The organism is Grimontia sp. NTOU-MAR1, from assembly GCF_035758505.1.
Taxonomy (GTDB): Bacteria; Pseudomonadota; Gammaproteobacteria; order Enterobacterales; family Vibrionaceae; genus Enterovibrio; species Enterovibrio marinus.
In genome coordinates this window covers 211,689-227,803 of record NZ_CP142108.1, presented here as the reverse complement: position 1 = coordinate 227,803, position 16,115 = coordinate 211,689, and the positions used below count along the sequence as shown (strand labels likewise).

General features: G+C 48.9%; 13 protein-coding genes. 8 read left to right on the top strand and 5 right to left on the bottom strand.

The genetic code is table 11. The features are described 5' to 3' along the window. Nucleotides 1-477 precede the first annotated feature (477 nt). From VP504_RS01115 to VP504_RS01095, 5 genes are read left to right on the top strand one after another with little or no spacing between them, the layout of a single operon-like run. Nucleotides 478-2,655, top strand: coding sequence for an FAD-dependent oxidoreductase (locus VP504_RS01115; protein WP_325892534.1), 2,178 nt, complete (start codon nt 478-480; stop codon nt 2,653-2,655). 5 nt (nt 2,656-2,660) lie between these two features. Further along, nucleotides 2,661-3,794 (top strand): ABC transporter substrate-binding protein, encoded by a 1,134-nt coding sequence (locus tag VP504_RS01110; RefSeq protein WP_325892533.1) that lies wholly within the window; start codon nt 2,661-2,663, stop codon nt 3,792-3,794. Nucleotides 3,795-3,843: 49 nt separating this feature from the next. Next, nucleotides 3,844-5,550 (top strand): ABC transporter permease, encoded by a 1,707-nt coding sequence (locus tag VP504_RS01105; RefSeq protein ID WP_062712959.1) that lies wholly within the window; start codon nt 3,844-3,846, stop codon nt 5,548-5,550. Next, nucleotides 5,513-6,199 carry an ATP-binding cassette domain-containing protein gene (locus tag VP504_RS01100; RefSeq protein WP_325892532.1) on the top strand — a complete coding sequence of 229 codons (687 nt, stop codon included), beginning with the start codon at nt 5,513-5,515 and terminating at the stop codon, nt 6,197-6,199. Before VP504_RS01105 ends, VP504_RS01100 begins: the two co-directional genes overlap by 38 nt. After that, on the top strand, nt 6,192-6,824 hold the full coding sequence (locus tag VP504_RS01095; RefSeq protein WP_062712956.1) for a CDP-alcohol phosphatidyltransferase family protein: 633 nt from the start codon (nt 6,192-6,194) through the stop codon (nt 6,822-6,824). The genes VP504_RS01100 and VP504_RS01095 overlap by 8 nt, the downstream gene beginning before the upstream one ends. On the opposite strand, the gene VP504_RS01090 is transcribed toward VP504_RS01095, so the two are convergent. The 4 genes from VP504_RS01090 to bfr (VP504_RS01075) form a co-directional block, all read right to left on the bottom strand. After that, a complete protein-coding gene (locus VP504_RS01090; RefSeq protein ID WP_062712954.1) occupies nt 6,825-7,457 on the bottom strand; it encodes a DsbA family oxidoreductase in 633 nt (210 codons plus the stop codon). It lies immediately after the preceding gene. A 28-nt stretch (nt 7,458-7,485) separates the two neighbouring features. Then, nucleotides 7,486-8,859, bottom strand: coding sequence for a tetratricopeptide repeat protein (locus VP504_RS01085; RefSeq protein ID WP_325892530.1), 1,374 nt, complete (start codon nt 8,857-8,859; stop codon nt 7,486-7,488). Between the two features lie 289 nt (nt 8,860-9,148). Further along, a complete protein-coding gene (bfr, locus tag VP504_RS01080) occupies nt 9,149-9,622 on the bottom strand; it encodes a bacterioferritin (RefSeq protein ID WP_325892529.1) in 474 nt (157 codons plus the stop codon). Between the two features lie 2 nt (nt 9,623-9,624). Continuing rightward, nucleotides 9,625-10,095 carry a bacterioferritin gene (gene bfr, locus VP504_RS01075; protein ID WP_062712947.1) on the bottom strand — a complete coding sequence of 157 codons (471 nt, stop codon included), beginning with the start codon at nt 10,093-10,095 and terminating at the stop codon, nt 9,625-9,627. Nucleotides 10,096-10,398: 303 nt separating this feature from the next. Here bfr (VP504_RS01075) and VP504_RS01070 point away from each other — a divergent pair, with 303 nt between their 5' ends. Beyond that, entirely contained in the window at nt 10,399-11,097 is a 699-nt protein-coding gene (locus tag VP504_RS01070) for a class I SAM-dependent methyltransferase (RefSeq protein ID WP_325892528.1), read from the top strand. A gap of 18 nt (nt 11,098-11,115) precedes the next feature. Here the strand turns inward: VP504_RS01070 and VP504_RS01065 are convergent, their stop codons facing one another. Further along, a complete protein-coding gene (locus tag VP504_RS01065; RefSeq protein ID WP_062712943.1) occupies nt 11,116-11,709 on the bottom strand; it encodes a TetR/AcrR family transcriptional regulator in 594 nt (197 codons plus the stop codon). Between the two features lie 187 nt (nt 11,710-11,896). On the opposite strand from VP504_RS01065, the gene VP504_RS01060 reads away from it, so the two are divergent. Next, nucleotides 11,897-12,988, top strand: a complete 1,092-nt coding sequence (locus VP504_RS01060) for an efflux RND transporter periplasmic adaptor subunit (protein WP_325892527.1) — start codon at nt 11,897-11,899, stop codon at nt 12,986-12,988. 2 nt (nt 12,989-12,990) lie between these two features. Continuing rightward, entirely contained in the window at nt 12,991-16,041 is a 3,051-nt protein-coding gene (locus tag VP504_RS01055) for an efflux RND transporter permease subunit (protein ID WP_325892526.1), read from the top strand. The last annotated feature ends 74 nt before the right edge of the window (nt 16,042-16,115 follow it).

Below are 16,115 nucleotides of genomic sequence, written 5' to 3'. Positions count from 1 at the left end.
CTGGGGCTTTTAGTTCTCCAATACACCACGTACTGCCTGTAAACGTCATTTCCACTCTCTCATCTTTAAAAGACACTGAAGTAATCCAACGACCCACTCTTTGCGTAAAAATTTTATCAATTAAACCATAAAGTTAGCTTTGACATACATGCACTCACTCTTCATCCCCCCGCAAATAACATCGAAAAATTTGAATAAGTTTGTAATTTTTCCCAAAACCCCTCGGTCATATCCAGCAAGCAAAAAAGAAGAGGAATCGCGCGCAACTCCACGTATTGCTTTCGTCAAGCCGAGGTTTAACAACTCCCTCGGTCACAGTTTTGACAATAAACCTGTTTAACTCATTGGTAACGAAGTGCATTCAGCTAAGACAAAAGGAAACTTTTGCCATAGTTATAGGTGTGCCAAATCACTTGTAGTTATCCCGTTTTCGAGTAGACCGATTCGTGGAACAACGTCATCAAAAAAGGACCCGAAATGAACACAAAGAAGTTAGCTGTTCTCATTGCCATTGCAGCCATATTCGTCACCTGGTTTGCCTTCGACCTCGGAGCGCTGTTTACACTTGAAAACGCAAAAGCGCAGCATGAAGCACTAAAAGACAACATTGCTAGCAACTTTGTCAGTGCCAGCGTGATTTACTTTATCGTTTACATCGCCATGACCGCACTTTCATTGCCGGGTGCAGCGATTGCTACACTGCTCGGTGCCGCCTTATTTGGCTTCTGGTGGGCACTGCTTCTGGTTTCGTTTGCCAGCTCTATTGGCGCAACGCTTGCGTTTTTAGTCAGTCGATTCCTGCTGAAAGATTCGGTACAAAGCAAATTTGGTGATCGCCTTGCCACGATTAACCAAGGTGTAGAGAAAGATGGGCCTTTCTATCTACTGACTCTGCGTCTCATCCCTGTTTTTCCGTTTTTCCTGATTAACCTGCTGATGGGCTTAACGCCAATCCGCACCGCCACTTTCTACATCGTGAGTCAAATCGGCATGCTGCCGGGTACTGCGGTATACATCAATGCGGGTACCCAACTGGCACAAATCGATTCCCTGAGCGGCATCGTTTCACCGGGCGTATTGCTATCTCTGGTTCTGTTGGGTGTTTTCCCAATCATCGCCAAGATGATCATGAACGTGATTCAAAAGCGCCGCGTTTACGCAAAATGGCAAAAGCCAGCCACGTTTGACCGCAACCTGGTTGCGATTGGTGCGGGTGCGGGCGGTTTGGTCACCACCTACATTGGTGCTGCTGTAAAAGCGAAAGTGACCCTGATTGAAAAACACAAAATGGGCGGCGATTGCCTGAATACTGGCTGTGTGCCATCAAAAGCACTGATTCGTGCAGGTCATTCCGTGCATGAAATCAAACGCTCACAAGAGTTTGGTGTGACGGTCGGCGAACCTACGGTGGATTTCCAACAAGTGATGGGCCGTGTTCATAAAGTCATTGCTGACATTGAGCCACACGATTCTGTGGAGCGTTACACCAAGCTTGGTGTGGAGTGTATTGAAGGCGAAGCGAAGATCCTGTCTCCTTGGGAAGTCGAGGTGAATGGTCAACGCCTGACCACCCGCAACATTGTTATCGCAACCGGTGCGCGTCCTTTGGTTCCGGGTATTCCAGGTCTTCAGGAAGTCAGTTACCTGACTTCAGACAACGTCTGGGAGCTTCAGGAGCAGCCTAAGAAGCTGCTGGTATTGGGTGGTGGCCCAATCGGTAGCGAATTGGCACAAAGCTTCTCTCGCCTCGGTACAGACGTGACCTTGGTGGAAATGGCAGACCAACTGCTGATCCGTGAAGACGCCGATGCTGCCGAGCTGGTTGTAAACGGCCTCAAAGAAGACGGCGTGAACATTCTTCTTGGACACAAAGCAACACGCTTTGAGAAAGATGGCGACGTTCAACGTGCTTACCTTGAGCACAATGGCGAAGAAGTTGTCATCGAGTTTGACTATGTGATGCTGGCGCTTGGCCGCGTCGCCAACACCAAAGGCTTTGGCCTTGAGGAAATCGGCGTTGAGCTCACGGAGCGCGGCACTGTTAAAGTGAATGAGTATTTGCAATCGAACTATCCGAATATCTTCGCCGTTGGTGACGTGGCGGGGCCATTTCAATTAACCCACGCTGCAGGCCATCAAGCTTGGTATGCCGCAGTGAATGCTTTGTTTGGTGACTTTAAGAAATTCAAAGCAGATTACTCTGTGATGCCAGCAGCCACCTACACTGCGCCGGAAGTCGCCCGTGTCGGGATCAACGAGAAAGAGGCGATTGCACAAGGTATCGAATACGAAGTGGCTCACTATGGTATCGACGACTTGGACCGTGCGATTGCGGACGGGGAAGACCATGGCTTTATCAAAGTCATCACACCGAAAGGCAAAGATAAGATCCTGGGTGCGACCATTGTGGGTTCACATGCTGGCGACCTGCTCGCAGAATTCACCTTGGCAATGCGACACGGCCTTGGATTAAACAAGATCCTCGGTACAGTGCACCCTTACCCAACCATGAGTGAGGCAACCAAATACACAGCGGGTGTTTGGAAGCAGAACAATGCTCCTCAAGGACTGTTGGCTTGGGTAGAGAAGTTCCACACCTGGATGCGTAACGAATCCAATGCAAACAAATCTCAAACCATGATTAAGGAAGATTGATCACCATGAATTTGAAATCTATCGTCGCAGCTTGTGCCCTCGCCTTCACATCAGCCGTTTCGGCGGCTGATCTGTCCAACTGGGAGAAAATTGAAGAAGGCGCTCAAGGCCAAACGGTTTACTTCAATGCTTGGGGCGGTAGCCCGGAAATCAATGCCTACCTGCGTTGGGCGGGCGACGAGCTAAAAGATCGTTACGGCGTCACTCTTCAACATGTCAAAGTGTCAGATATTGCTGAAACCGTAAACCGCTTAGTCGCCGAGAAAGCCGCTGGCAAGAATGAAGGCGGTAGTGTAGACATGGTTTGGATTAATGGTGAAAACTTCAAATCAATGAAATCAAATGGTCTGTTGTTTGGACCGTTTGTCGAAAGCCTACCAAGCTGGTCGATTGTCGATAAGTCCCTGCCAGTGAGCGAAGATTTCACAGAACCAACTAACGGCCTCGAAGCACCTTGGGGTGTTGGCCAGTTGGTTTTCATTTATGATGAGAAGACATTGGCAAACCCACCCGCCTCTTTTAATGAAATGCTGAGTCTGGCAAAAGCGTTTCCGGGGAAAATCACCTACCCGAAACCACCAGCATTCCACGGCACCAGCTTCCTGAAAGCCGCTTTGCTGGAATTAAGCATGGATACCGCTCCGTTCTACAAGCCTGCTGATCAAGCTGATTTCAATGCAGTGACAGCACCACTTTGGAAATATTTGGATGAGCTGCATGCTGTGGCTTGGCGCAAGGGAAAACAGTTCCCAGCGGCCAGCGCGGAAACCATGCAGCTGTTGGATGACGGAGAATTGCTGCTCGCCATCACATTTAACCCCAATGCGGCTGAAACGGCAGTGAAAAACGGTACACTTGCGCCTTCCGCAAAAGCCTTTGCTTTTGAAAAAGGTGCACTGTCCAACATTCACTTTATGGGTATTCCGTGGAACGCTAATGCGAAAGAAGGCGCACTTATTGCGATCAATTTCCTGATGAGCGAAGAAGCGCAGGCGCGTAAAGCAAACAGCGATTACTGGGGTGACCCAGCTGTCGTCAAACTGTCTGACAGCAAGCCTCTGTTTAAATCTCAACCTGAGCCGCATCCAAGCTGGCAAGGTGCGTTAGAGCAGGAATGGCTCAAGCGTTATGGTCAATAATTAGAATAAATGTTGAAGCCACGGGCGCTTCAAGTGAAATGAGGTAAACATGTTACGCCTGCTGTATTTGATGACATTAGTCGTGTGCTGTTTACCTCTTCTTCCCGGACTTGGCGGCGTGTTACTTTCAGCTGTCAGTTATCTTCCCGTTCTTGGACTAAGTGAACCCAGCCTCGAAGGTTGGCGAGCGATGCAAGAGTGGCCCGGCACTCACAAAGCTATTCAGCTCACCCTATTTACTGGCATTACCGCCTCTTTTGTTGCTGTACTGTTTACGTTTCTGATCCTTCAATCCTGCTGGGGAACCCGATTCTGGAAGCGCATCGAGCAGTGGCTTTCACCTTTGCTGGCGATGCCTCACGTTGCCTTTGCGATCGGCTTTGCCCTCACCTTTGCGCCATCAGGCTGGTTATTCCGTTTTATCACGCTTTTTACCGGACAAGAGCAGCCCTACCACTGGTCGCTGGTTCAGGACAGCAATGGCATTGGTTTAATTCTGGCTCTGGCGGTGAAGGAAACCCCTTTCCTACTTTTGATGAGCCTTTCTGTGCTGAAGCAAATGCAAGTAGACCGTTTACTCGCAGCCTCACAAAGTCTGGGCTACAACCGCACCGCGGCTTGGTTAAAAGTAGTGTTTCCGCAATGGCTGCCGAAAATGCGCTTCCCAGTTTACGCTGTGATTGCTTATGGGTTGTCAGTGGTCGATGTGGCAATGATTCTCGGGCCAACTTCACCAACGACTTTTGCGGTACTGGTGTGGCAGTGGTTCAACGACCCTGATCTGTCGATGTTGCCACGTGCGGCAGCAGGAGCAATTTCGTTATTCGTCCTCTGTTTCGGCACACTGCTTTTGTATCGCCTGTTCGAATATGTACTGATTAACGTTTGGCAGAACTGGCAGTTCAGCGGCAGCAAAACCTATTCTCTGCCGGGACGACACCTGTTTAAACTCATCGCTATACTCCCTTTTATGATGATACCCCTGCTGCTGGTTTGGTCGTTCGCTCTCCGCTGGCGCTTTCCTGATATCTGGCCGACACGCACCAGTACGCGGTTTTGGGAACAGGAATCCAGTCATCTGATTGAGCTTGCGACCAACAGCCTGATTCTTGGTCTGATATCCGCAACGATTGCGTTGATATTTGCTGTAGGCTGTCTGGAGTATCGCGACAAGTACCACAAATCACTCCCACAGTTGGTCATTGCCGTCCCCATGCTGATCCCACAGTTATCCATTCTTTTCGGTATTCAAGTCGCGATATACATGTTGCCGGGGCAATGGCACGTCCCGGCGACTATCTGGGCGCATATTCTGTTTGCCTTCCCTTATGTCTATCTTGCGTTGGATGGGCCTTGGAAATCGTTCGACCAGCGCCTTACACAAACCGCGCGCAGCTTGGGGCACAGTCCGTTGAAGGCCTGGTGGCAGGTCAAGCTACCGATTGTCATACCAGCTATATTGCTGGCTTGGGCTGTTGGTCTCAGTGTCAGTTTTGCACAATATCTGCCAACACAGCTTTTAGGCGCAGGACGCATTACAACATTAACCACCGAAGCGGTCAGCCTTGCCAGTGGTCAGGACAGACGTATCAGTGCTGTGTATGGTCTGATACAAGCCTTCCTGCCACTTATTTTCTTTGCCCTTGCGCTTGCTTCGAGCCGATTGGCTGACCCGCGCCGTCGCCTCGCCCGACATGATGAATCCAGAGAGTCTGTGAATGAGTTTGTCCGTACAAAACCTGACTATAAAATCTAATCAAGCCACCTTGGTCGATGGCATGTCATTCCTTATCGAAAAAGGGGATGTACTGTCGATCATGGGGCCAAGCGGCTGTGGTAAATCCACGCTGCTCAGTGCAATTGCCGGACACCTTGCCCCCGAATTTAGTTGTGATGGCGATATTCTGGTTAATGGCCAAAACATCCAATCGCTCCCAGCAGAAAAACGGGCGGTAGGCATTCTGTTTCAGGATGATTTACTCTTCCCGCATCTTAATGTTTGGCAAAACCTCGCGTTTGGTCTGCCAGACACCATGAGCGCCACCGAGAAAAAGGAACGTGCATTGGCGACGTTGCAAGAAATTGAGCTGGCAGATATCGCTTTTAAAGCGCCCGACCAAATCTCCGGTGGCCAGCGAGCCCGCATCAGTTTGATGCGCACTCTTCTCTCGCACCCCAAAGTCATCTTGCTGGATGAGCCTTTCAGCAAGCTGGATAAACCACTTCGAAAGTCCTTCCGCGCATTCGTTTTCAAGCAAATCAAAAATCGAAATATCGCCGCTGTCATGGTCACGCACGATGAAGATGACGTGCCAATGGAAAGCACTTTGTTGCATTGGCCAAACAAAGAAAGGAAAACGACCTTGAAAGTGGGCTTTATGAATACGGAGCAAAACAATGCTTGATCGCTATTCCATCGCCGTTATCCGTTGGCCCTTAAAGCAAGCCGCCAAGATACCTGACAAAATCGGCCTCACTGCCAACCAAGTCACTGTCATTGGTTTCCTGATTGGTTTGTTAGCGCTGCCTGCAATTGCTTACGAGTATTACTGGTTCGGACTACTTTTTATTGCCCTGAACCGTATTTTTGATGGGTTAGACGGTGCTCTGGCTCGCAGACAAGGGATTACCGATGCAGGTGGATTTTTGGATATCACGCTGGATTTCCTGTTCTATTCGATGATCCCGTTTGCCTTTGCTTTAGCGAATCCCGAACAAAACGCAGTCGCCGCCACATTTCTTGTTTTTTCGTTTATGGGGACAGGTTCCAGTTTCCTCGCGTTTGCCATCATGGCCAGTAAACGAAACATTGAAAACCCGGTTTATCAAAGCAAATCGCTCTACTACATTGGCGGGTTAACCGAGGGAACTGAAACCATTGCGTGCTTTGTACTGTTTTGCTTGTTCCCTGGTTACTTTGCAGAAATTGCCTGGACATTTGGTGCACTTTGCTGGATTACCACAGCAACGCGTATTTGGGCGGGCTATCAAACACTGAAAGATAATCCACTTCAAGATAACGCGGGATAATCAATCCCGCGCCAAATTATTGATGGCAAATGCCAGTACATCGATATCAACTTGACCGAAGAATCGATAACGGCCAGAGTCAAAAACCCACGCTGGACTACCCGGGATTTTGTCTTCCTCTGCATGTTTGATATCACTATAGACATCCGCCAGAGCTTTCCCCGTCAAAAAGCGCTCCATGATGTCTGGGGTAGCAAGGTGACATTCCTCAAGCACATCTTTTAGCACACCATAGTGGCTGATATCCCGTGCATCACGGAAAAACGCTTCTCGGAGTGCATGTTCGAGTTCAACCGCAACATCATTACCAGCAACATACTGTACTGCCTTCACCGCTTGGTGTGGCATTAATGAACTGGACGGTCTGACTTTACGCCACAAATCTGGATTAACATCCAAACCGTCAAATTTCGCCATTAACCTTTCGGTGATTTCGGCATACTTCATGTATCCACGTTCCCCCTCACCAATGGAATTCATCCGTTCGGGGACATTCGCATACAAAGCCAAATGATGATGCTGCCATTCCACATGAGAGCTATCCCAGAGATGCATGATTTTGTCGTTGTAATGCTGACCAACCCAACCCCAAAAACAAAGCACATCGCTATAGAAGTTAACCTTTACTGTCATTGAAAACCAATCCTGTTACTGTGGAATATTAGAGAACGCGTCTGAGTAATTGATTCAACGCTTGTTTTTCACCACTCAACGTCAGCCTTTCAATTTCGGCATGCTTTTTCAGATAGATTTCAGGAGCCAAGTCCCAGTGGGTTCTCCGGGATACCCTTTCTTTGAGGAAGCCTTTTGCTGTTTCCAAATGGCCTTGCTGAACCTCAGCGTTGATCAGGTATTGATGCAGAATATCTTGCTGGGCATGGCTTCCACCCAGCCTTGCCATATCGTATCGAATTGGCGTTATCAAACTTGCCGCGTGGGCAAAATTGCCATTTTCAAAGGCCTCAATACCCGTAACCAGCTGTTGAGAAATCCCATTTTCGAAAGGATAGCGCAGAGCATTTGGGTTACTCAGCCCATGCTTCAATGAAGAGATTGCCTCTTTATCACCCGCTCGATGGAGCACCATAGCAGAGTGAAGCTCAGTAAACAGGTAGATATAGTCCCCATAGGAATCCTTCACACCTTCGTAGAGCCGCTGCCAACGATCACCGACATCAATACCTAGAAACTCCAATCGCTTGAGCAGTGAAGCCCCGTTTTGAACACTCAAGTAGAAATTAGAAGGTTCAGGGTAAATGTGCTCGTCAAGAAGGGAGAACACTTCATCGATGTTACCCTGCTCAAGATGGAACAGCGCAAGGTGCCACCAGATATGGCCGACAAAAGCGTTATGGGTAGGTAACTGTTCTCGACGTGACTCTATCCAGTCTATGCCTTCGTCAGTGCGTGCATTCATTTCCAGCACATGAGCAAGTGAGTGAATGGCCCATACATCTGCGGGGTTTAGCTCAACCGCTCTGCGAGCATACTCTTCAGCTTTACCATACTCCCCAATTTCTTCTAAGGCGAAGCTAAAGGCCCCAATAAAGTAACCATATCCGGGGGTGTCTTCACACCAATGAGGCGCTATTTTAGCAGCTGTATCAACCAATCGCTGTCTTTCACCGAGCCAGAAAAGATTACCTGTAGACTGTCGAAAAGCGACAAGATCCAGCGGCCACTCATTCAAAATACCCGCCCATAGCTCCAAGGCGGCTTTGATATCTCCCCGCTGATAAGCTTGGAGAGCTGAAATGTGTTGTCGTTCGCGGCTATTTGCCTTTACATGGAGTGATTCAATAGCGTTGAGTACGCCGACCACCTTTACCAAAGAAGAGTGTCGTCCTTCACTGGCAATGCTGTATCCCTTTAAAACGTGAGCCATAACAAACTCAGGGTAAGCTTCCAGGATAGTCTCTATTTTCTCCATGGCATTAGGGCGATAGTCGAATATCCATTCCAATGCGGCTTCAAATTGTTCTACACCGGCATCGTCAGTACCCGTAAAAACCAACCCACGTTTGTCTGTTCCCATTTTTTATTCTCCTTAGCGAACTGTCAGGAGAGCTTAACGAGGTCAATATTGGGTGACAAACTAGGATATTTTGCCTGGCGGGAAACGATTTGTTGTCGCTTCTACCTAAGGTCAACGCGAAACAAAATATTCGGCGGGTAAATCCAGCGTCTCAACGCATAATTCATTGCAATACCAAGCGTTTTTGGTTACGCCTATCGAAACAACACCTACACCCACATATGGGTATACCCTCGACAATAAAAAAGGCCGCTGTGTGAAGCGGCCTTTGATTGGAGTAGATGTTGGTTTATTTGCCCATCTTGGACTGAATGTAGTTCTGCAAACCAACCATATTGATCAAGCGAAGTTGCTTCTCAAGCCAGTACATATGGTCTGACTCAGTATCATCCAGCAGTTTCAGCAGAATTTCACGAGTCTGGTAATCCTGCTTTTCTTCACACAGTGCAATCACGGTACGCAGCTCTGCAGCCACCATGTACTCGTATTTCAGATCGTTCTGCATCATCTCTTCGACATCAGCACCGATCAGAAGCTTTTCACGAGACTGAACATTCGGCGTACCTTCCAGGAAAAGGATGCGGTTGATCAGAATGGATGCATGCTCACGCTCGTCTTCAGACTCGTGGTTAATGCGCTCATACAGCTCATCCATACCCCAGTCTTCGTACATACGCGCATGAACGAAGTACTGATCCATGGCAGACAACTCATTCGTCAGCAAGCGGTTTAGACCATCAATAATTTCTTGATTACCTTTCATTTTTATTTCTCCATTTTCGCTTGCAGGTAGTTTTGCAGACCGGTCAGGCTAATCAGTTCAAGTTGTGATTCAATCCAGTCAAGATGTTCTTCTTCGTCTTCGAGGATGTCGTTGAGCAGCTCACGAGTGACGTAGTCTTGTTTCTCTTCACAGATAGCAATGGCTTCTTTCAACTGAACCAACTGCTCTTCCAGCATCACTTTGTCGCACTCGATCATCTCCTGAACTTCCTCGCCAATGCGAAGGCGCTCAAGGTGTTGCAGGTTAGGCAAACCTTCCAGAAATAGGATGCGCTCGATCAGTTTGTCGGCGTGCTTCATATCCTGAATAGATTTCTTGTATTCGGCTTTATTGAGCGCTTCAAAACCCCAATTGCCCAGCATTCTTGCATGGAGGAAGTACTGGTTAATTGCGGTGAGCTCGGAGGTGAGAATCTTATTCAGCTCAACGACAACGTCTTGGTGACCTTTCATCGTGATGATCCTTTTATAGCGCAGGGAATCCCAAAAGATGTGCTACATCCTAAGTGAAACCAAGGTAAACAACAACCAGAAAAATGCTTAATTTTCATAATATTAGCTAATGATAACCATTCCTATTTTTATTCAGTTTTAGGTTACTGTTTTTCAAAAACCTTAAAATCCCATGGATTTACAAACAAGTGTGTGAAAATACTGACCTTATTGTGATTTCCCTTGTGCGAAGGATTGTATTTCAGTCCACTCGACCTCAAAATGCCGTTGTTTTTTTGTCCCTATCGAGTCCGAAGAAAAATCATGAAATCCGACATGTATTCAAGATATGCCCAGCAATATGACCTGGCCGTTCAAGACAATATCTACAACGCGCTTTTTGAGCGCCCTAACCTACAAGCCATGCTTGGTGATATCGAAGGGAAAAAAGTGTTGGATTTAGGCTGTGGGTCAGGCGTATACGCAGATTACTTCCTCCGTAAAGGCGCTGAATCTGTTACCTGTCTCGATTTTTCTGTAGAGATGGTCGATATTGTGAAAAACAAATTTAGCGACCGTGTTTCGACCTATGTTCAGGACTTATTAGAAGGCTTACCCAAAGAAGTTAAAAGGCAATACGATGTCATCGTGTGTCCTTTGGTTATCCATTACCTGAAAGACATCACCGCCCTGTTTAGTGACGTCTACCGAGTGCTAAAACCTGGCGGATCCATGGCATTTTCAACCCACCATCCGTTTGCAGACTTTGAATGTTCTGCATCGGGTAACTACTTCGACACCGAGTTAGTACAAGAGGAATGGAACACAGTCGGCACCCCGGTTCAGGTGACCTTCTACCGCCGACCGCTGGTTGAAATTACAAATGCAGTCACCAATGCAGGGCTGTCTATCACCCAGATTTCAGAAGGACAGGTTTCAGGAGCCATTAAACAAGCATCACCAGAGACCTATGAACGCTTGAGAAAACACCCTAATTTCATCTTTATCAAGTGTCAGAAGTAGAAAGTACAACGTGGAGTGTTAGGCTGCACAACACCCCACCACTACGCTCACCACATGCTCAATCTTCTGATCCAGATCTTCCCCTTCCGGAATTGGCTGCATATCGAATACCTGGGGCCACACGAACATGCCGTTAAACAGGCTTGAATAGGTTTGGGTGAGTAATTCAAGCTTGATGGCTTTGATTTTCCCGGCCTTCTGCGCTTTATCAAACCAATGGTTCAACGATTTATTGTTATAGATTTTTGAAATGATCTGGCTAGCCATATCGGGTTGACGCAAGAACTCCATCAAGATGGTCCGGGTAAAAGGAATCCCGTATGTGCCGTAAAGAATATCCACTTCTTGGCGTGTAATCGCGGTGAGTTGCTCACTCAGGCTTTTGTCGGCGTCAAATTCATATCTCAGGCTTTCATCAATCGAAGACTGAATGATGGTCAGCACAGATTCAAACAGTACTTCCTTACTTTCAAAATGACGGTAAAGCGTGCGCTTTGATACTTCTGCGATTGTGCAGACGCGGTCCATATTCGCAGCCGCAAATCCATGCTGGATAAACTCTTCTTTGGCTGCAGTAATGATCGCCAGGCGCTTTTGCTCTGAGCGTGTCATGGGCTATCTCCTTTTCTCAACGCGACAAATCTACCAAGTTGAAATCAAGAAGTACACTTTTGAGTTTACCTCAATACAAAATATGCTTAAGATAAACTCCAGAGTTTACTTTGGGTTTTAACACCAACCCCAAAATTGTCTGATCAGACCGGCTTTGCAGGCCGGTCTCTTTGTGGAGTGGAACTACATGGTCATCAACACGTTCGGCAAACCGCCATTCAAGCGCGGCGCGATTGCTACTTTGATCATCTCTTCTTTTCTTCTGTCAGGTTGTGGCGAGAAAGCGGTTGAGCTAGTCACCGCGCCTGTCATCCAGCCTGCCTTAACTGAAATCGTCAATACACAACAAGCCGCAGATCTCAGCTTTAACGGTGTCGTGCGCGCGGCTGAACGCGCAGACATGGCCTTCCGCATTGGCGGCCGGCTGACCAACATCTTCGTCAATGAAGGTGATGAAGTGAAAAAAGGCCAATTACTGGCAACGCTGGATTCTCGCGATGCCAAAACAGCTTTGGAATCAGCAGAACTTGAACTGAAAAACACCACGTTAGAATACGAGCGTGCACAGGCGATTTACAAGAAAAGCCAGGCGATCTCCAAAGCCGACTTAGATGCGATTACTACGCGCTTTGATCTGGCAAAGAACCGTGTTGCCGAGGCAAAACGCCAGCTTGAATACACCGAACTTCACGCACCGTTTGATGGCATTGTTGGCCGCAAAATGATGGATAACCATATTCAGGTTCAAGCCAATGAACCTGTGCTTACCGTGCATGATCTCAACGATTTGGAAGTGGTGATTAACATTCCTCATCAAGTCATGTTGTCTGGTGGTAACCGCACTAAAGCCATCGCAGAAATTTCTTCGATTCCGGGGCAAGCGTTCCCGCTGACACTGCGCACTTTTGCTACACAAGCAGATTCAGTGTCCCAAACCTATGCCGTCGTACTTGGGTTAGAGCAGGTGGGCTTCCGCGTTTTGCCGGGCATGGCTGTGAAAGTCATACCAGATGTAAATGCTGTTGGCGACGAAAACAGCCTCATCACCCTGCCGCTGACCGCCGTAGTGCCTGATAACCAGGGCAAGCAGTTCGTTTGGGTAGTTGGTGACGATAACAAAGCTGAAAAACGTTATGTGGGCTTGGGCGCGCTGGTCAAAGACCGCATTGTCGTGGAACAGAACTTGGCCCTTGGCGAACGTGTCATCATCGCGGGAGTTTCCAGCGTGAGAGAAGGCATGGAAGTCCGCCCTTACACTGACGAACGCACTGGAGCATAACAATGGATATCGCACGTTATACCATTGCCAAACGCACCAGTGTTTGGATGCTGATCGCCCTCACTCTGATTGGCGGTTATATCAGCTACCTCAAACTCGGTCGTTTTGAAGATCCGGAATTTGTTATTCGTCAGGCGGTGATTGTCACTCCGTATTCCGGCGCAACAGCCCAGGAAGTCTCTGACGAAGTGACCGATGTGATCGAAGGCGCGGTGCAATCGCTTCAGGAACTCAAAGAGGTGAAATCCGTCTCCATGCAAGGCATGTCTGAGGTGACGGTTGAAATCAAACTCGAGTTCGCAAAAAGCAGTGCTGACCTTCAACAGGTTTGGGACAAGCTGCGCCGCAAGGTTTCAGACGCTCAAAGGCAGCTGCCTCCAGGCGCTGGCCCATCAATTGTTAACGACGATTTTGCGGATGTATACGCCCTGTTCTTTGCCGTGACCGGAGAAGGGTTCAGCGATAAGCAGCTGCAGGATTATGTCGATACCCTTCGCCGTGAAATCGTGCTGGTACCGGGCGTGGCGAAAACCGCGACCTTGGCGGAACAGCAGGAAACCATCTTCGTCGAGATCTCCAGCGAACGTCTGGCAGAGTTTGGTGTGTCTGCAGAGAGAGTCTTTCAGGTGCTGCAAAAGCAAAATCTGGTGACAGTTGCGGGCAGCATCGAAACCCAAGCGATGCGTATTCCGGTGATCCCAAGCTCCAGCATTGATTCCGTTGCCGACCTGAAAAACCTGCAAGTTGCAGTTGGTGATAACAACACCGTGCTGCGTCTGGGCGATATCGTCAACATCGTGCGAGGCTACAAAGAACCTTCCACCATGCTGATGCGATACAACGGCGAGCGCGCGATCGGCTTTGGTATCTCGAATGTCACCGGCGGTAACGTCGTGGATATGGGTGATGCGGTCAAAGTGCGTCTGGCAGAACTGGAAAGTCAGCGTCCGCTCGGCATGGAGCTGAATGTTATCTCCATGCAGTCTGACTCGGTGCGTGATTCTGTTTCCAACTTTATCGACAACCTTATTGCCGCGGTTGCCATCGTATTTGTGGTGCTGTTGCTGTTTATGGGGGTCCGTTCCGGTGTGATTATCGGCTTTGTCTTACTCCTGACCGTCGCAGGCACGCTCTGCATCATGCTGATTGAAGATATCGCCATGCAGCGTATTTCGCTGGGTGCGCTGATTATCGCGCTTGGCATGTTGGTCGATAATGCCATCGTGGTGACAGACGGTATTCTGGTGCGATTGCAGCAAGAACCGGATGCAGACCGCAAGGTTGTGGTTTCAGACGTGGTGAACGCCACCAAATGGCCTCTGCTTGGCGGCACAGTCGTCGGTATCTGCGCATTCAGTGCGATTGGTTTGTCACCATCAGACATGGGCGAATACGCGGGCTCCCTGTTTTGGGTGATCCTCTATTCCATGTTCCTGAGCTGGGTGTTTGCCGTTACTGTCACGCCAATGCTGTGCCATGACTTCCTCAAAGTGAAGCCGGTAAAAGCCGATAAGAAACCGGGGCGTATAGTGACAGGTTACAAAGCTTTGCTGACCTGGGTGTTGAATCGCCGCATCATCAGTTGTGCCTTGCTGTTCGGTACAATGGCCGCCGCGATTTGGGGTGTGCAGTTCGTTCCACCGGGCTTTATGCCGGAATCTCAACGTCCTCAGTTCGTGGTTGATGTCTACTTGCCGCAAGGCTCAGACATCAAGCGCACCGAAGCCGTGGTCGCAGACATCGAGAAAGACGTGAAAGCCAAAGAAGGCATTACCAATATCACCAGCTTGATTGGCGGTGGTGGCCTTCGCTTTATGCTGACGTACGCACCAGAAGCACGAAACCCGAGCTATGGTCAGTTGCTGATTGATATCGACGATTACACCAAAATCGCTCCGCTTCTCGGCGAACTGCAAAGTGAACTGGATGCGAAATACCCTGACGCTTCTATCAAGGTATGGAAGTTCATGCTTGGCCGTGGCGGCGGTAAGAAAATCGAAGCTGGCTTTAAAGGCCCTGACAGCGCGGTGCTGCGTCAACTGGCAGAGCAGGCAAAAGCCATCATGTTGGCCGACGATAACCTGATTGCGGTGCAAGACGATTGGCGTCAGCAAGTGCCCGTACTTCGCCCTGTTTATTCTTACGAAGAAGCGCAGAGATTCGGCCTGACTACGCTGGAAATTAACCAAGCGATTGCCCAAACACTGACGGGACGTAACGTGGGTGTTTACCGTGAAGGTGATGATTTGATCCCGGTTGTGGTGCGCGCACCTGAAAGCGAACGCAATCACCAGCGTGCGATTGAAAACACCGAAGTATTCAGCCCAGCAGCAGGCTCCTTTATTCCGGTAAGCCAGTTAGTCGATTCAGTCGACGTGGTGTATCAGGATGCAATTCTTCGCCGAATCGATCGCGTGCCAACCATTCTGGTTCAGGCAGACCCTGCACCAGGCGTGCTGACTGCCGATGCGTTCAACGATGTCCGCACCAAGATTGAAGCCATTGAACTGCCAGCGGGTTACGAGCTCAAGTGGTATGGAGAGTACAAAGCCTCGAAAGATGCCAACGAAGGTCTGGTGATTTCTGCGCCTTACGGTTTTGCAGCCATGATTCTGGCGGTGGTTTTCATGTTCAACGCCCTACGCCAACCCTTGGTGATTTGGCTGACTGCCCCACTGGCGGTGGTGGGTGTGACGGTTGGATTGATCGTGTTCCAGACTCCTTTTGAGTTTATGGCGATCCTCGGCTTCCTGAGCTTGATTGGTATGATGGTGAAAAACGCCATCGTTCTGGTTGATCAGGCAGACGTAGAAATCCGCGATGGTAAAGCGCCCTACTTTGCGATTATCGATGCAGCCCTCAGCCGCGCCCGTCCGGTATTGCTGGGCGCATTCACCACCATTTTGGGTGTTGCACCACTCTTGATTGACCCCTTCTTCAAGAGCATGGCAGTGACCATTATGTTTGGTCTACTCTTCGCGACCATTCTGACATTGGTGGTGATCCCGCTGTTCTATGCGATTTTCTTCAGGGTGACGGTGGAGGCTGCTTAAAGCAGGCTGAAAGGAAATGCGAAGGGAGCCAAGTGGCTCCCTTTTTGTTTTGGAAATGATTTTTGGACAATTCT